This window comes from Halomonas sp. DP8Y7-3, from assembly GCF_019801675.1.
GTDB lineage: Bacteria > Pseudomonadota > Gammaproteobacteria > Pseudomonadales > Halomonadaceae > Halomonas > Halomonas litopenaei_A.
This window is the reverse complement of sequence record NZ_JAHVIO010000010.1, coordinates 62,320-78,901: the sequence shown is the minus strand read 5'-3', so window position 1 is coordinate 78,901 and position 16,582 is coordinate 62,320. Positions and strand designations below refer to the sequence as shown.

Sequence of the window (16,582 nt, the reverse complement as noted above, 5' to 3'; positions counted from 1 at the left end):
GTGCATCACAGACCGAACTGCATGCTTGAGGAGCCATCCATGCTAGAACAGAGCCTCCCGGGTCAGCACGAACTGACCATGACCGTGCTGATGACACCCGACATGGCCAATTTCAGTGGCAAGGTGCACGGTGGCGCCATCCTCAAGAAACTCGATGAGGTGGCCTATGCCTGCGCCAGTCGCTACTCAGGTCACTATGTGGTCACCCTGTCGGTCGACCAGGTGCGCTTCAAGCAGCCCATCCATGTGGGTGAGCTAGTGACCTTCCTGGCCAGCGTCAATCACGTCGGCCGCTCGTCAATGGAAATTGGCATCAAGGTGGTGGCGGAGGACATTCGCCAGAAGATCATTCGCCATACCAACAGCTGCTACCTGACCATGGTCGCGGTGGACTCGGACGGACGCCCCGCCACGGTGCCGCCGCTGACGCTGGACACGCCGATACGCAAGCTGCGCTATGAAAAAGCCACCCTGCGCAAGAAGCTGCGCAAGCAGGCAGAAGAAGAGGAGCAGCGCACCCAGCAGGAGCTGGGCCAACGCTGAGACACCCGAAGCCGTATCCGACGGATGACTCGACAGGCCAGCCGCTAGGCGGCCTGTCGCAGCCTGCGGTTACGGTGCTGGTTCCTGTTACGGTTCCTGGTTGCTGGCCCGCACCATCACAATGCCGGCCAGCACGTGGGATCAACCGCAGCCCAGCTCGACAATCGTATCGGCGTCATCCAGGCGCACGTTCAAGCGGTCCAGGCGCAGGTCCATGGTCGCCACTCCGCCCGGTCTCAGCACGCGCAGGGTGTTGGCACCACTTTCGGCTTTCAGGCGTTCGTCTTGAGCCTCCTGGTAATGCTGCCCCACCCAGTTCTGAACAGCCGCCGCGTCACAGGCTTCGGCCAAGGGAGCCCGCTTGGGTGGCAACGGAGCGGGCTCACCGGTCCCGCCCGACGACGCGCTGCACCCTGCCAGCGCAGCAACCATGAATAACGGAAGAAGTGCTTTCATCATCGGCCTCCAGTGCCTGAATATCCTTTCGTCTGGCCCATGGCAAGGGGCCACTTGCTGCCTGAACGCTGGCGCCAGGCGGCCCTGCACATGACAAGGGGCCAGCATAGCAGATGCCTTGAGCCATGCTTGGCATCCCCTCCTGACTTGCCTCATGTTCCTTATTTTTTCATCACTGGCTAGGCGCCTGCCCTGTCCACAAAAAAGCGGTGATGCACCTGAGTGACATCACCGCCGTTTGTGTTTCTCATTCTTTTACTTTGCGTATTCCTATTCCTGTCGCTGGATCAGCATCCCTGCGTTGCCGTGGCTCTCTGCCAGGGCCTTGCTGCCAAGGCCTTGGAGAAAGCCTGGCGGAGTGCAGGTTTGTGGCCAGCGATCAGGCGGAGCTGTTCTGGATGGCTTCACCACCCTTCTCGATGTCCTGGCCGACACCCCGCACCGTGTTGCAGCCACTCAACAGCGCCAGGGTAAACATCGATACCAGAATCAATGCCAGCGTCCTTTTCATTGTCCTTTCTCCTTGCAGCCAGGTGGGTAAGCAAAATACATCATCCTCAGATAATCTAGCACGATGACGTTCATTCGCTAGGCTTTGTGTCGCGTTTTTCGAGGGCCTGCACAGCACTCAGTAGAGGGCCAGGCGAAAAATGATCACGGCAATCACCGCCACCGTCAGCCATTTGACCACCATGGCGCCCCGGGAACTCATGTTGACCTTCACCGCCAGCCAGGCACCGGTCATGCTGCCGGCGGCCAACACCAGGCCGTAGCTCCAGCGCACCTGGTCATGCCACAGAAAGATGCCCAGGGCAGGCAGGGTGTAGACAAGGATGATCAGCACCTTGAAGGCATTGACCTGGCCAAGATCGATCTTGAGCATGCGATATAGCACGATCATGAACAGAATCCCGACCCCGACCTGCAGGAAGCCGCCGTAGACACCGATCACGAACATCGCCAGATAGATGCCAGGGGTCAGCCGCTCCACCGTCAGGGGCCGAGTGTCGATCTTCGGTTGTGGCAGCAGCATGATCACTGCCGCGGCGACCATCACCACCATCAGGATCGTCTCGAACAACGCATCGCTGACCTGAAGCGCCAGCCACACGCCCAGCATCGAGCCCAGTACAGCAGGCACCGACAGGCGCAGGCTGAGCCCGATATGACGGGCTCCTGCACGAAAGAAGTTGGCCACCGCTGACACGCTCTGCAGCGTGATCGACACCCGATTGGTGCCGTTGGCCACCTGAGGGGGAAGTCCGAGAAACATCAACAGCGGCAGCGTCAGCATCGAACCACCCGCCGCCAGCACATTGATAAAACCTGCCACGATACCTGCCGTCAGCAGGGCCGCTCCCTCGACCAGGGTCATCGTCTTTCCTCTCTCGCTTGTATCGAATAGGGGGTGTATCGAACTGGGGTTGTATCGAGCAGGGGTGACGTCGAACAGGAACTTTGTCGAATAGATGCCCCTGTCGTGGCCGCCTGATGTACCCTGCCTGAAACGCCATTCAGGAGCCCGCCATGAGCGATTTCGTCATCGACTCACGCCTTGTCGCCGACACCTATCCCGTCACCGAACTACCGTTGTGTCAGCTGCGCCTGATGGATGATGCCCGCTATCCCTGGCTGGTACTGATTCCCAGGCGGGCCAACGCCATCGAGGTGTTCGACCTGTCGGAAGCCGACCAGCAACAGCTGTGGCGAGAAGCCACTCGCCTGGGCCAGGCGCTGAAGACCCACGCCGGGGGTGACAAGCTCAATATTGCCAGCCTCGGCAACATGGTGGCGCAGCTGCACGTGCATGTGATCGTGCGGCGAGAAGGCGACGCGGCCTGGCCAGGGCCGGTGTGGGGCCACAGCCAGGCCATCGCCTACGACAAGGACAGCTTGGCCGCCACCAAGGACCGTGTGCTGGCGCTGGCCGGCGGGCTGTCCTTGCGCGCCTGACGGACTGTCACACGCCGAGGCCACCACTGCGACTACCTGGCGCCATCAGTGGCAAGCCAGGATCCGATGCGCCAACCTGCAGCATCAGCAGAACGCCCAGTCCGATGATCAGCACGCCACCGGTCAGTGCCACCATGGCGGCCAGGCGTGCCACGGCGCGACTTCGCGTGGCGGATGTCCGCGCCACGCGAGCGGACACCCAGTCCCGTGCCAGCACGCTGGCGATGCCCAGGGTGGAGACCGTCATGGCGGTACCCAGCGACATCGCCAGCACCGCTGCCACCCCCATCCATGGCTGGCCCAGCAGGCTGGTCACGCCCATCAACAGCACGGCCCCCGAACATGGCCTGGCACCGATCGCCAGCACGGCCAGCCAGGCCTCGCGACCACTGCCATCCGGCGACACATGGTGATGACCGCCACAACACTCGTGATGATCATGATGCGCACCATGAGCATGATGCCCGTGGGACGGATGTTCGTGGTGGTGCGCCTCGTGATGGTGTGCCCCATGGTGCTCAGACCCAGCAGACTGCTGCGCTGGGCGCGACAGCGACACCAGCCGCTTCAGCGCGCGTCCGCTCAGCCACAGCCCCAGCAGTGCGACCAGGGCGAAGCTCAACCGCTCGACCCACACCACACTGCCCAGTGCCTCGCGGGTCAGCCAGCCCAGCCCCTGCACCAGCGCCAGTATCAGCAGGATGGCGACCGCTCCCTGCATCAGCGCGGCTCCCACCGACAGAGCCAGGGCGCGACGCCAGGCGCCTCCCTGGGAGACCAGGTAGGCGCTGATCACAGCCTTGCCATGTCCTGGTCCTGCCGCGTGGAAAACGCCGTAAAACAGGCTCAGGCCTATCAAGGTGGCCCAGGCTGCAGCGGACGGCGTCTGGTCGATTAGTGTGACCGCCTGAGTCAAGCGACGATGCAGGTCGGCCTGCATGGCGAGCACCCAGTGGCCGAGCGTATCCAGCGCGCCGGTCACCGCCAGCAACAGCAACACGCCCGCGACGGCGCCCACCGCGAGAGACACCTGAACCCAAGGTTGTTGAAGCTTCAGCACGATACACGCCCCGTCTCGGCAAAGAAGCGTCCTAACCCTTCCGGCGCGCTGTCGTCGATATCCAGCTGGGCGGCCGCCATCACCTTGTCCGGATCGGGTTCGGCAATGATGACCGATGCCTGACAGCCGTCGGGCGCTGTCAGCGCTTGGTCCAACGGACCATCCGCATCGGCCTCGTGGACCACCTCCACGTAGTAGGAGGGGTCATATACCCGGTACTCGAGGGTGCTGCCGGCAAGTTCCCTGGGTTCGGCCAGGGGCAGGCGAAAGTGCAGCACGATACGCTCATCGCGCTCCATCACGGTGGCATCGCTGACGCCCTGAAAAACCACTTTTTCGCCGTCGATCTCGGCTTCGGTGAAAAAGTCCCGGGGAGCCAGACTGGTCAGCATGTCCCCTCCCAGGCGGTCGAGGGCCGCATCGCGCCCTTCCTCGTCGGCATCGATCTCTTCCAGCAGCACCAGACTGTAGAACGGATCAAGACGCCAGATCTGGCGTAATGCCGCCACCCGGCCTTCGCTATCGGTCTCGAGCTGGACCGACAGATCGACCCAGCTATGGGGGTGTGACAGCGCTACCTGGCTTGCCCAGGGCCCCACCAGGACAAGCACGAGACTGGTCATCGTCATCAAGCGGCGAACACGTGGCGACAGCGAATGGCGATCCCCACAGGTGGCACGGCGCTTCGGCGAGACAGCCGCGGCCAGGACGGATTGTAGTGCGTACATCAACGGGCAAGTCTTCCCTGTAGTTGAACAAACAGCGGTTCTACGACGTCAGCGGGCAGCGCGCGACCGCCACGAAATCCCTGCAGACTGACCCTGGCCTGGGTGTCTCCAACGTCCTCGACCCGCACCTCGAGACGATAGCCAGGCGGCCGCGCCAAGGAGGCATCAATGCGTCCAAGTGCACCATCTGCCTGGGTGATGACGTAGCCTTGCTCCATCAACAGGGCAAGCGCCTCGTTCAGGGTCTGCTCTGCGCTCACGGCCACCTGCATCTGCCGCGGCGCTTCCGTGGTGACCGATGGGCCTGCACAGCCGCTGAGCAACAGCAGCACGAGTATTCCCCAGCAACGGCTCATTCGATGCCTCCCGAGACACCCGCCTGGGATGCCAGCTGCTGGCGAATCGAGGCGCAGAACGAGGCATCGCTGGCGGTACGCGACTCCCGTAGCTGGCCGGTCCAGTCAAACAGACGAATGTCCCGCGTCAGCTGAACCTGCTGGTCGGTCAGCGCCACGGACACGCGCTCCACTCGGGTGGCATCATCGCTGCCGCCCCAACCCCAGGAACCGAACCCGACGCCAACTCCGGCGCCGACATGCCCACCGCTACCCCCCAGCACGAAGCCACCGAGGCGTGGCCTGACCGCATCGGCATTATGGTAGGTCGTGCGCTCGGTCTTCTCGGCACTGACCACCCCCAGCGCGGTATCGGTATCGCGCACCAGAAAGTCACGGCCTTCGAGCACGGCCACCACATCCGCAAGACTCACTGCCCCATCGACGACGGGCCACTGGCAGGCTTGCGACGGGGCTGGCTCCGCCACCGGCATCTGCTGAGGTGTGGTCTGACAGGCGCTGAGCCACGGCAACAGACACAACGCCGCCACGCCTGAGCATTTCGCCCAATCGGGGCGGCTTGAAGGACGCCATTTTTTGGACACTTGCATCAAGACCTCCTGCCGATGACGTGAAATACTTCCGAGAGTCTACGCTGTCCCGAGTCAGGGGCAAACGCTGGTCCAGCAGGACATTCCGACCAGGGGGCTGTCCATGTCGTCCCCCCTATCACCAGTTCATGTCACCAGCTCATGTCACCCGCTCATTTCTTCGAACCGGAGAGGCCACCCATGAATGTGTTGATCTGCCCCGACAGCTACAAGGACGCGCTGAGCGCCACCGATGCTGCCCGCGCCATCGCCGAGGGTGCGCGACGCGCCGACCCCACCCTGACCATGGATGAATGTCCGATGGCAGACGGGGGAGAAGGCAGCCTTGAGGCCCTGCTCAGCGCCACCGGCGCCGAGCGCCGTACCGCCACCGTGCAGGATGCTCTGGGCAGACCAGGCGAGGCTGCCTGGGGATGGCATGCCGCCAGCCAGACGGCCTATATCGAACTGGCAGAGGCCAGCGGACTGCAGGCACTGAGCCCCGAAGAGCGTACGGCGCTTCACAGCACTACCCACGGCGTCGGGGAGCTGGTCCTGGCGGCCCTCGACGCCGGCGCCCAGCGCATGCTGATCACTCTGGGCGGGAGTGCCACCAATGATGGCGGAGCCGGCATGCTGGCAGCGCTGGGGGCACGGCTGCTGGATGCCGATGATCAGCCGATTTCCCCCACTGGCGCCGGCCTCGAGCACTTGGCCAGGGTCGACCTTTCCGGGTTAGACCGGCGCCTCGACTCGGTCGTGGTCGAGGCCGCCGTGGATGTGGACAATCCGCTGCTGGGCGAGCGTGGCGCCAGTGCCATCTTTGGCCCTCAGAAGGGCGCCTCCCCGGAGGACGTCGAGCGCCTGGATGCCGCGCTATCGCGCTGGGCCGACAAGGCCGCGGAGCAGCTGGGCCAGGATTGGAGAGATGCGCCAGGCACCGGCGCCGCAGGTGGCATGGGCTTCGCGGTAAAGGCCTTCCTCGGGGGGCAGCTGCGCCCGGGTATCGAGATGATCATGGAGCAGGCCGGGATGGAGCAGCGGCTGGCCAATGCCGACCTGGTGATCACCGGCGAGGGCCAGCTCGATGGCCAGAGCCTGTCGGGCAAGACGCCGATAGGTATTTCCCGTGCGGCACGGGCCAGAGGCGTACCGGTCATCGTGCTGGCAGGACGCATGGCACCCGGCTGGCAGGCCGCTCTGGACGAGGGCGTAAGCGCCGCCTTTGCACTGGCAGATGGGCCCATGGACCTCGATGAAGCCTTGGCTCGCTGTGCCGAGCTACTGTCTGATCGCACGGAAAATCTGCTGCGTGCCATGCTCGCTACGTCAGGCCGCTAATATCTGTCGACAAGCTCTCTTGCTGCGCCTGATGGAACACGCCGCCCTGGACACGCCCCTTGAAAATGCAGGGGTTCATCACTATGTCATTAGAAGCGGTCATCAATGGGCCCTATCGCGGCGATGGAGGTAATTGGTTTCACTCCCGCCCACCGGTATCGATATCCTGTCAGGATATACAGGACCACAGCGATCAAGGAGGTATTGCATGAGCGACACCAACGCCATCGGCCTGCACCAAGGCAGCGCCAGCGACCTGGCTAACAAGCTCAACGAACTGCTGGCCAACTACCAGATCTTCTACATGAACGTGCGTGGCTATCACTGGAACGTGAAGGGCCCCAACTTCTTTGAGCTGCACGAAAAATTCGAGGAGTTCTACACCGACCTGCTGGTCAAGGTAGATGAGGTCGCAGAACGCATCCTTACGCTGGGGCACAAGCCCGTCCACGCTTACAGTGACTACACCACCCTGTCGCGGATCGGCGAAGACAAGGACGTGCACGACGGTGAGGCCTGCGTGCGCGGCGTGCTCCAAGGATATCAGCAGCTGATCGAACTACAGCGCGAAATCCTGTCGGTGGCCTCGGATGCCGACGATGAGGGCACCGCCTCTCAGGTCGGGGACTACATCCGTGAGCAGGAGAAGACCGTGTGGATGCTGGGCGCCTACCTGGGCTGACCACACCGCCACACCGGCCTGAATGATCTCGCCCCGCGCGCCAGCCACTGGCGCGCGGGGCGTTTTGCTTCCAACCACCCGACCGTCACCACCGCGCTGCCTGCGCGAGTCCTCTGACGTCGGAGCGGGTTCCAGGGCGACGTTCAAGGCGGATTCCGGGGCAGCCGTCAGGACGACCTGCCGTGGCCTTCATGGCTGCTGGCCTCATCAGTGCCGGTCAGCGTGCTGGAAGCCTCCGCCGCACGCTTCAACTCCTGAGGCAGCGGCTTTTTCATGCGCGCGCCAAGACGCTCAAGCTCCACGGCCTGGGCCACCAGGCTCCCCTGCCCGCGAGACAGCCGGTTCATCGCTTGCTGATGGCTGCTACTGGCCCGTTCCAGGTGCTTGCCCACATCGTCGAGACTCTCGACGAAGCCAGAGAACTTGCCCAGCAGACGCTCGGCCCGGGACACGATGATGCGCGCGTTCTCATTCTGGCGCTCCATGCTCCACAGTCCCGCCACGGTGCGGAGACTGGCCAGCAAGGTGGTCGGCGTGACCACCACCACCTGGCGATCGAAGGCTTCCTGAAACAGCGAGGGGTCCCGCTCAAAGGCTGCGGCGAAGGCCGGTTCCACCGGCACGAACAGAAACACGAAATCCGGTGAATGCAGCCCCGGCAACGCCGGGTAATCCTTGGCGGCGAGCCCACGTATGTGGCTACGCAGGGAGGTCAGGTGAGCACTCATGGCCGCTTCTCGCTCTGCCTCATCGTCAGCATTGACCACCCTCGTCCAGGCGGTCAGCGAGACCTTGGCATCGATGATCAGGTGGCGATCCTCGGGGAGATAGATGATGGCGTCGGGCCGCTGGCGCCCCTGTTCACCATTCATCGAGACCTCTCGCCGGTACTCGATGTCGCGCCTCAAGCCGCTGCGTTCCAGCACCGTTTCGAGCATCAGCTCGCCCCAGCCACCCTGGGCCTTCTGATCACCCTTGAGCGCCCGGGCCAGGCCAGCGGCTTCTTCTCCCAGTCGCGCGTTCAAGCTGGCCAGTTGCTCGATCTGGGACTTCAGCGACACCGCTTCACGACTGTGCTGTCCCGTCAGTTCCTCGACCCGTCGCCGGAACTGATCGACCTGCTCACGGAAAGGCTTGAGCAATGACTCCATGCCTTCTCGACTCTGCGCCTGATACGCTTGCTGGCGCTCCTCGAAGACCTGGCCGGCCAGCTGATGGAACTCCTGCTTGAGGTTGTCCCGCGCCTGCTCCACCAGCGCCATTTGCTCACGGTGGCGTGCTGCCATCTGCTCGCGTTCGGTTTCCAGCCGGGCATTGTGCTCGCGCACCTCGGCCATATGCTCACGCAGGCTGTCCCGTTCGCGCCGCAGGGTCTCCAGTTGCTCTCGACTGGCATCCAGCTGGGCATCGCTGATCGCCAGCTCCTGCTCCAGCTGACGAGAGGCCTGCTGACGCTCTTCCAGACGCTGTGTCAGCTGCTCCAGCGCTTGATCCTGGCGGCGGCGCTGCTGGCGACCACGCCAGACCAGCCAAAGCGCCACCAGGGCCAACAGCGAGACGCCGGCAAAGGCCGGCGTCATCGGGGTCGTAAGCAACGCCTCTTTCATCTCAGTCAGGGGTCCTTGCCAGGTCACTGATCACGGCCTTCAGCAGGTCATAGAATGCTTCCACCGTGGAGATCTCGACACGCTCATCGGGGGAGTGAGCACCACGAATCAGCGGGCCGAAGGAAATCATCTCCAGGTGTGGATACTTGCCACCGAGAATACCGCACTCGAGCCCGGCGTGGATGACCTTGATGTCCGGCGCCACACCCAACTGCTCCCGATGCAGCGTGCAGAAGCGCTCGAGCACGCTGCTGTCAGGCTGTGGCGTCCAGCCAGGATAGCCGTTCTCAATGCGGGTCCGAGCCCCGATCAGCTCAAACAGGGCACTGAAGCGTTCGGCCAGGTCGGCGGTGGCACTATCACGCAGCGAGCGCACCAACGCACACAGGTGAAAGCGGCCTTCTTCCAGGCGGATCACGCCAAGATTGTTGGAGGTCTCGACCACGCCCGGAACATCGACGCTCATGCGCTCGACGCCGCAGGGGGCAGCATGCAAGGCCGCCACCAGCAGCCGGCTGGCGTGACAGGTCAGCGCCTCCCGACGAGGCTCTGGGCAGGGCTCCAGGGTCAGGCGCAGGCCCTCATCCACGCCGCTCAGCTCCTGACGCAGCTCCTCCTCCAGCTGGGTGACACGACCGCGCACGTGCTCGACCTCGTCCCGGGGCACCATGATCACCGCCTGTGCCTCCCGCGGGATGGCATTGCGCAGGGTGCCGCCCTGGTATTCCACCAGGCGCACTTCTCCGCCATCAAGGGCGCGCAGCACCCGCACCAGCAGCCGGTTGGCGTTGCCCAGCCCCTTGTCGATGTCGATCCCGGAATGCCCACCCCGCAGGCCTTTGAGGCTGAGCGTCAGCGCCTGCTCTTCCTCGCTGGTCGACTCCATCGGCAGCTGGGCCTCGACCACCACATCAGCACCGCCGGCACAGCCAATGTAGACCTGACCGGGCTCCTCGGAATCCAGATTGAGCAGTATGCTGCCGGTCAGCCAGTCCTTGGCCAGGTTGAGAGCGCCCCCCATGGAGGTCTCTTCTTCCAGGGTAAAGATGGCCTCAAGGGGTCCGTGGACCAGCTCCGGCTCCTCGAGAATGGCCAGCGCAGCGGCAACGCCCAGTCCATTATCGGCGCCCAGGGTAGTGCGATCGGCCTTGAGCCAGCCCTCTTCGACCCGGGTCACGATGGGGTCACGAGTGAAGTCGTGGGGCATGTCGGCATTGGCCTGGGCCACCATGTCGAGATGGCCCTGGAGAATGACGCCGGGGGCCTGTTCGTGGCCTGGGCTTGCGGCCTTGGACAGGCGCAGGTTGCCGTAGGCATCACGGTCGTGAGCGATCCCTTGCTGCTCGGCCCAGGCCTCGATAGCGGCCACCAGGGCGGCTTCATGGCCCGACGGGCGTGGTGTGTTGCACAAGGTACGGAAGTGGCGCCAGACAATGGCAGGCGCGAGGGTGTCGAGATGTTGGTTCATGCAGGTGATGCCCAGGTTTTGCAGATGCAGGCACTCTACCCCTGCTCCGCCGGCTTGGAAAGGTGACCGATCACGTCCAGGCCATGTCCCACTGCGTCCCGAAGCCATTGTTTGACCTGTGCCTTGCCGCTGAGCGAAAGCGCCGCGGCCAGGGAACTTTCCGAGCGGCCTTGAAACGCCCAGGCCGCGAGCCACGCCAGGTCGCCATTCCCCCCCTGATCGCCATTCCCCCCCTGATCGCCACAGGTGATGGCCTGGTGAGACAGCCGGGCCAGGGCAACGACCAGGGCCTGGATCGCCGGTCGCGACAAGGCGGGTTCACGCAGGCCCCGCGCCAGATCCGTCAGCTCTCCCAGGTCATGATCATCCGGCGGCGCCAGCGTGGAATGGGCCAATAACGCCATCACCACCTGCGGCGGCAGCAGCGGCAGCTCGAACGCCAGAAGCCCTGGGAGCTGTCGCTGGAAGCGCTGGGTCAGGCGCTCAAGGATCCGCTGCCCGTCATCTGTCAGGCTCCGGGCCAGCATGACCGCGTGCTCGCCGGTGGCCGCTTCCCGGGTCAGGCCGAGGCGCACCGGACGATAGTCCCGGCTGTACCAGAAGCTCAGCAACTCGGGATCTGCACCGAAGCTGGTCCCCAGCAGCATGCAGCCATCTAGCGACGCTTGATCGGCGACATCATCGAGCAGGCGCGCTCCGCATCCGCAACGTCGCCAGTCAGGATGCACGGCAATTCTGGACACCCGGCGCAACCACCCGGTCAAGGCACCTCGCTCGCCGGCGTGTGCGGCCAGGGACTGGGCCATCAAGTGTCCCCGTGGACGCCGCTGCCCCAGCAGCACCTGCTCTGCCAGGTCGTCATCAAAGCGGCCTTCATCGATGGTCACGCAGACCGCCACCGGATGGGCCGGCGGGCCCAGCACCCACAGGCGGGTGTCAGGACCATCCAGCAGCGCCCGCAGGTCACTGGGGGTGGTGCGATAATGGGCCTGCACCAGCAGCCCGAACATCCCGCGCAGGGCATCCTCATCTTGCGCCAGGGCCGCCCGATCGATGACTGACAACGGCAGCGCCGCGACCTGGGACGCCAGGTCGCCAGCTGCCACCGGGACGTCGGGCATCTCCGCGTCCAGACACAGCAGAGCCGATATCGCCGCTTCCAGGGGATCACCGGCCGCCCAGCGTATCGGCGCGGTCAGCTCCATGGCCTGCCACTGCGGTGTGATAGCGTCAAGCTGACGTCTGAAGCGCAGCGCAAAGCCTCGACCAGAGCCTTCATAGCCGTGCACGGTGGTAGCGAAGGCGACACGCGGAAATGCCTTCAGCCACTGACCCAGCAGCGCTGCCGGAATCGCCGCAGCCTCATCCACCAGCAGGACGCTGCCGGCGCCGCCGGCTTCGCCGGTGGTCACGGCATCGCAAAGCCCATCTGGGGCCATGAAGCGCAGCCGACCGGCGGCCAGGCAGTAGTCATTGCCGTCACGCACCCCCTCCGGCAACAGCGCCGCCAGACGGGCGAACACCGCCTCCACGGATGACACCCTGGGGGCGGTCAGCAGGATCTCCAACGGCGAATCGGCGGAGGCGTGCTCCAGCATTCGCGCGCAGGCGATGCCCAGCGCCGCGGACTTGCCGCGACCACGGTCTGCGGTGATCACCAGCGGACGGCGGCGCTTGAGGCGAGACAACCGGCGCACCGCCTCGGCCTGGTCCGCGGTGAGGCAGTCAGCATCCGGGGACGGTGACACCGTTTCGGATTGAGTCGGCGATAAGGACGCCGGAGCCCGAGCTGAAGAGAGGTCTGAAGTTTGGGCTGAAGCTCGGTCTGGAGCCCCATCTAAAGAGCATGCTGGCAACAGGCCGGCATCGCCATGCCAGTGCATGACGCCATCCAGCTCGCCCAGCAAGCGGTGCAGGCGCTGAAGATAGTGACTGGTCAGCGACGCCGGCGCCCAGGGATGAGCGGCGATACGCCGGTAGTCCCGATCAGGCTGACGGCCGCCATCGTCTGGCATCAGCAGCAACAGCAGACCACCGGCGACCAGCGTCCCGGACAGCGCGCCCAGCGCATCGGGGTCGAACCCCGAGGCGGGTGACAGGGCATCGACGATCAGCAGATCGTGCTCATGCCCCAGGCGCATCCTGGCCTTGCCGAGCGCCACCATCTCCACTTCGTCCCGTGCGGGTTCTGCCACGACGTCGAGGTCCATGCCCGCCCACAGCGGCGCCTCCCAGCCCCCTTGTGCGAGACACTCCAGGGCTCGACGACGGACCTGTTCCGGCGACCCCGTCATCCACACCATCCCGCGCTGACGCTGCTGGGCCAGACGCGCACGATAGTCGCGTAGGCGCTCGAGGTCGGCATGGGTGACGAGGCTATGCATGGCGGCTCCAGGATAAATCAACTTTGGTCTAATGAAAGCACCGATTAAACGCTCGTGCGATCTATGGCGGTGCAGCATAGATCCGCTTCTAACTTATTCATTTTCTTGAATTGTCGATACTTTTTATCGCTTCAAGAGCTGTGCATATGCCAAAAAAGCGTGGTGATTCATCGACATGTGTCGCATCGAACAACGCTTGTGGACCGTGCTAGCTTGATGAAGCCGAGGCGACAGCGAGGGTCCCCCGCTGTTCGGCCACTACTCCCAGGCACCGCCACCATGGATGCCAAACGCCAACCTGGAGAGGCAGCGACCGCCTCCTTTGCAGAATCACAACAACCCACGGGGAGCACCTGCATGAAGCACACCACCACATTCACGCTTACCGGCCTGGTGGCTGGTATCGCCCTGGCCACCATGTCCAGCTCGGCGATGGCCCAGGAAAAGTGGACCATGACCACCACCTGGCCAGAGAACCTCGACCTGATCGCCATCGACAAGCATTGGGCTGAGCTGGTCAACCAGCTGGCCGGTGACGAAGTCCAGATCGAGTTCTACGCCGGCGGCACCCTGATGCCTGGCACCGAAGTCTTCGATGCCACCGAAACCGGCAGCATCCAGGCCGCCGGTGACTGGCCTGGCTACTGGGCCGGTCGCAGCCCGGCATTTTCGCCGCTGGCAACGACCACCAGCCTGTTCAACGGCGTCGACTACCTGAACTGGATTACCCAATGGGGGGGCTTTGAGCTCTACCAGGAGATCTACGGCCAGTACAACATGGTCTACCTGCCCTACGGTATCACCAACAATGAATCGGGTTTCCGTGGTGGCACGCCAATCGAGTCCATCGCCGATATCGAAGGCAAGCGCCTGCGCCTGTCCGGTCGCGACCAAGGCCGCGTCCTCGAGCAACTCGGCGGCTCTCAGGTCACTCTGGCTGGCGGTGAAATCTATCAGGCCATCGAACGTGGCGTGGTGGATGGCGCCGAATTCTCCACCCCTGGGGTGGACTACAAGGCCGGCTTCTCCGAGGTGGCTGACTACTGGATGACCCCTGGCTGGCACCAGTCCGCCAGTGTGTTCGGCGTCATGATCAACAAGGATGCCTGGGACGCACTGTCCGAGGAAACTCAGGCCAAGCTGAAGATCGCCTCTGAAGCCACCATGGCCTGGTCACTGGCCTGGTCCGAGAAGCAGTCGACAGAAGGCACCGCCAAGTTCATCGAGGATGGCACCACCATCAACCAGCTGTCCGAAGAGGATCTGGCCAAGATCCAGGACATCACCAACGAGGTGATCGTGCAGGGTGCCTGCGAGGACCCGATGCATGCCAAGGTCTATCAGTCGATGATCAGCTACCTGCAGGACTACGCCCAGTGGCGTGACGTCTCAGTGCCCTTCAACATGAGCCGCGTCACCGACAACATCCCGTCGCTCGACGACATCGAAGCCTGCATGAACTAGGCAACACGCTTGCCTTCACCGGCCGGCGGCCTTGATCAGGCCGCCGGTCATCGTTGGATATCGACGAGACTTCCACCATGAACGCCATTGCCAAGGCCATTGACTGCTTGAACGAGTGGTTCGGCCGTTTGATCGCTCCGCTGATCGCGATCATCACCCTCGTGGTGGTCTACGACATCGCGATGCGCTTCTTTTTCGGACGCCCCAGTGACTGGGCCTTCGACATCACCACCATGCTGTTCGGTACCCACTTCATGCTGATGGCCGCCTATGGGCTGCGTCATCACGCCCACGTGGAGGTGGATATCGTCAAGCAGCTGTTGTCCCGCCGTGGCCGGGCGCTGATCGACCTGCTGGGTTACCTGCTGTTCTTCACCCCCTTCATCATCATGTTCATCACTTATAGCTGGCGCTTCTTCGAACGTTCCTGGAGCCGCGCCGAATCCACCTACGGCATCGTCTCCATTCCGGTGTACCCGGTGAAGGCCGTGTTGGTCATCGCCGGTGTCCTGATCCTGCTGCAGGCCGTCGCCATCGTCATCCGCGCTATCACGGAGCTGACTACCCACGACAGGGAGGAGGCCCGATGAGTGCCGAACTTCTTACCATCTTCATGTTCTCCGGACTGATGCTGGGGCTCTTCATGGGCCACCCGCTGGCCTTCGTGCTGGGTGGCATGGCGGTGCTGGGTGCCTGGTTGGGCCCCGGCCCACAGGTGCTGGGCATCATCATCAACAACATCTACGGGCGCGCCATGGACAACTATGTTCTGGTGGCGATCCCGCTGTTTATTCTGATGGCACGCTTTCTCAACGACTCCGGCGTCACCGAGAAGATGTTCGAGAGCATGCGACTGTTGCTCGGACGTGTGCGCGGCGGCCTGGCGCTGACGGTGGTCATCGTCTCGGTACTGCTGGCGGCCACTACCGGCATCGTCGGTGCCTCCATCGCCGTCATGGGACTGATCGCTCTCGCGCCGATGCTCAAGTACGGCTACCACAAGGGGCTGTCCGCCGGGGTGATCATGGCAAGCGGCTGTCTCGGCATTCTGATCCCGCCGAGCATCATGCTGATCCTGATGGCCAGCTACTCTCCCGTGTCGGTCGGCGCACTGTTTGCCGGCGCGCTGGTGCCTGGCCTGCTGCTGGGGGGCATGTACGCGCTGTACGTGCTCATCGTCTGCCTGATCAAACCTGACTTCGGTCCCCCGGTAGGTGTCGAGGAACGCGCCGAAACCAGTACCGGCGAGCTGATCGTACGCTTGTGCAAGTATGTGCTGCCGCCCATGAGCCTGATCCTTGGCGTGCTGGGAGCCCTGTTCACCGGTATTGCCACGGCCACGGAAGCCTCTGCCATTGGCGTGACGCTGGCGTTCTGCCTGTTCTTGATCTTCGGCGACCGCAAGCTGTCGACCTGCTATACCACCTTCATCGAGGCCGGCAAGACGACGACCATGGTGATGTTCGTGCTGGTCGGCGCCACCGCCTTCACCGGAGTGTTCTCGATTGGCGGGGGCATGGATGTGATCAGCGAGCTGGTTCTGGCCATGCCGGGCGGCACTACAGGTGCGCTGATCCTGATGTTCCTGCTGGTATTCGTCCTGGGGATGTTCCTCGACTGGACCGGCATCGTACTGTTGAGCTTCCCGATCATGCTCCCCATCGTGGAGACCATGGGTGTCGACATGCTGTGGTTCGTGGTCATGGTCGCCGTGGTGCTGCAGACCTCCTTCCTGACCCCGCCCTTCGGCTACGCGCTGTTCTACCTCAAGGGCGTGGCCCCGCCCGAGGTCGAGACGCTGGATCTGTACAAGGCCGTCATTCCCTTCTGCGCGCTGATCCTGCTGGCCTGCGTGCTGATGTCGTACTTCCCCTGGCTGGTCACCGGCCTGCCCTCCAAGCTGCTCGGATAAGTACACGCAAGATCACCGCGACGGTACGAGTGAGCCTCCGCTTCGGCGGGGGCTTTTTT

Annotated in this window: 17 protein-coding genes; 7 read left to right on the top strand and 10 right to left on the bottom strand. The window is 63.7% G+C overall.

Translation table 11 applies throughout. From position 1 onward, the window contains the following. The first annotated feature begins 39 nt into the window (after positions 1 to 39). Positions 40 to 543: an acyl-CoA thioesterase gene (locus tag KUV86_RS13005; protein WP_206940639.1), complete on the top strand. Its 504-nt coding sequence runs from the start codon at positions 40 to 42 to the stop codon at positions 541 to 543. Positions 544 to 684: 141 nt separating this feature from the next. Here KUV86_RS13005 and KUV86_RS13000 read toward each other — a convergent pair whose 3' ends face one another. From KUV86_RS13000 to KUV86_RS12990, 3 genes are all read right to left on the bottom strand, one after another. Beyond that, positions 685 to 999 (bottom strand): I78 family peptidase inhibitor, encoded by a 315-nt coding sequence (locus tag KUV86_RS13000; RefSeq protein ID WP_261397640.1) that lies wholly within the window; start codon positions 997 to 999, stop codon positions 685 to 687. A 379-nt stretch (positions 1,000 to 1,378) separates the two neighbouring features. After that, entirely contained in the window at positions 1,379 to 1,510 is a 132-nt protein-coding gene (locus tag KUV86_RS12995) for an entericidin A/B family lipoprotein (protein ID WP_222485108.1), read from the bottom strand. A 117-nt stretch (positions 1,511 to 1,627) separates the two neighbouring features. Beyond that, the gene (locus tag KUV86_RS12990; RefSeq protein ID WP_222485106.1) at positions 1,628 to 2,374 is read right to left on the bottom strand and encodes a sulfite exporter TauE/SafE family protein; all 747 of its coding nucleotides are present in this window, start codon (positions 2,372 to 2,374) and stop codon (positions 1,628 to 1,630) included. A 152-nt stretch (positions 2,375 to 2,526) separates the two neighbouring features. On the opposite strand from KUV86_RS12990, the gene KUV86_RS12985 reads away from it, so the two are divergent. After that, on the top strand, positions 2,527 to 2,952 hold the full coding sequence (locus KUV86_RS12985; protein WP_222485104.1) for an HIT domain-containing protein: 426 nt from the start codon (positions 2,527 to 2,529) through the stop codon (positions 2,950 to 2,952). A gap of 7 nt (positions 2,953 to 2,959) precedes the next feature. On the opposite strand, the gene KUV86_RS12980 is transcribed toward KUV86_RS12985, so the two are convergent. From KUV86_RS12980 to KUV86_RS12965, 4 genes are read right to left on the bottom strand one after another with little or no spacing between them, the layout of a single operon-like run. Continuing rightward, positions 2,960 to 4,012: a sodium:proton antiporter gene (locus KUV86_RS12980; RefSeq protein WP_315900988.1), complete on the bottom strand. Its 1,053-nt coding sequence runs from the start codon at positions 4,010 to 4,012 to the stop codon at positions 2,960 to 2,962. After that, a complete protein-coding gene (locus KUV86_RS12975) occupies positions 4,006 to 4,740 on the bottom strand; it encodes a DUF1007 family protein (RefSeq protein WP_222485102.1) in 735 nt (244 codons plus the stop codon). The genes KUV86_RS12980 and KUV86_RS12975 overlap by 7 nt, the downstream gene beginning before the upstream one ends. Next, on the bottom strand, positions 4,740 to 5,096 hold the full coding sequence (locus KUV86_RS12970) for a hypothetical protein (RefSeq protein WP_222485100.1): 357 nt from the start codon (positions 5,094 to 5,096) through the stop codon (positions 4,740 to 4,742). The genes KUV86_RS12975 and KUV86_RS12970 overlap by 1 nt, the downstream gene beginning before the upstream one ends. After that, positions 5,093 to 5,686 carry a hypothetical protein gene (locus tag KUV86_RS12965; RefSeq protein ID WP_222163945.1) on the bottom strand — a complete coding sequence of 198 codons (594 nt, stop codon included), beginning with the start codon at positions 5,684 to 5,686 and terminating at the stop codon, positions 5,093 to 5,095. The genes KUV86_RS12970 and KUV86_RS12965 overlap by 4 nt, the downstream gene beginning before the upstream one ends. 180 nt (positions 5,687 to 5,866) lie before the next feature. On the opposite strand from KUV86_RS12965, the gene KUV86_RS12960 reads away from it, so the two are divergent. Further along, a complete protein-coding gene (locus KUV86_RS12960) occupies positions 5,867 to 7,006 on the top strand; it encodes a glycerate kinase (protein WP_222485099.1) in 1,140 nt (379 codons plus the stop codon). 208 nt (positions 7,007 to 7,214) lie between these two features. Continuing rightward, entirely contained in the window at positions 7,215 to 7,688 is a 474-nt protein-coding gene (locus KUV86_RS12955) for a Dps family protein (RefSeq protein WP_222163943.1), read from the top strand. A 167-nt stretch (positions 7,689 to 7,855) separates the two neighbouring features. On the opposite strand, the gene rmuC is transcribed toward KUV86_RS12955, so the two are convergent. Genes rmuC through KUV86_RS12940 form a run of 3 tightly spaced genes read right to left on the bottom strand, consistent with a single transcriptional unit; the run spans position 7,856 to position 13,147 of the window. Beyond that, complete coding sequence (gene rmuC, locus KUV86_RS12950; RefSeq protein WP_222485098.1) at positions 7,856 to 9,295, bottom strand: DNA recombination protein RmuC; 1,440 nt, start codon at positions 9,293 to 9,295, stop codon at positions 7,856 to 7,858. Position 9,296: 1 nt separating this feature from the next. Further along, the gene (locus KUV86_RS12945; protein WP_222485097.1) at positions 9,297 to 10,763 is read right to left on the bottom strand and encodes an aminoacyl-histidine dipeptidase; all 1,467 of its coding nucleotides are present in this window, start codon (positions 10,761 to 10,763) and stop codon (positions 9,297 to 9,299) included. A gap of 35 nt (positions 10,764 to 10,798) precedes the next feature. After that, complete coding sequence (locus tag KUV86_RS12940; RefSeq protein WP_222485096.1) at positions 10,799 to 13,147, bottom strand: tRNA(Met) cytidine acetyltransferase TmcA; 2,349 nt, start codon at positions 13,145 to 13,147, stop codon at positions 10,799 to 10,801. A 357-nt stretch (positions 13,148 to 13,504) separates the two neighbouring features. Between KUV86_RS12940 and dctP the strand changes: the two genes are divergently transcribed. The 3 genes from dctP to KUV86_RS12925 all read left to right on the top strand — a co-directional run bounded on the left by dctP (position 13,505) and on the right by KUV86_RS12925 (position 16,523). Next, a complete protein-coding gene (gene dctP, locus KUV86_RS12935) occupies positions 13,505 to 14,611 on the top strand; it encodes a TRAP transporter substrate-binding protein DctP (RefSeq protein WP_206940665.1) in 1,107 nt (368 codons plus the stop codon). Positions 14,612 to 14,688: 77 nt separating this feature from the next. Continuing rightward, on the top strand, positions 14,689 to 15,201 hold the full coding sequence (locus tag KUV86_RS12930; RefSeq protein ID WP_206940667.1) for a TRAP transporter small permease subunit: 513 nt from the start codon (positions 14,689 to 14,691) through the stop codon (positions 15,199 to 15,201). Then, positions 15,198 to 16,523: a TRAP transporter large permease subunit gene (locus KUV86_RS12925; RefSeq protein ID WP_206940669.1), complete on the top strand. Its 1,326-nt coding sequence runs from the start codon at positions 15,198 to 15,200 to the stop codon at positions 16,521 to 16,523. The genes KUV86_RS12930 and KUV86_RS12925 overlap by 4 nt, the downstream gene beginning before the upstream one ends. Positions 16,524 to 16,582 lie beyond the last annotated feature (59 nt).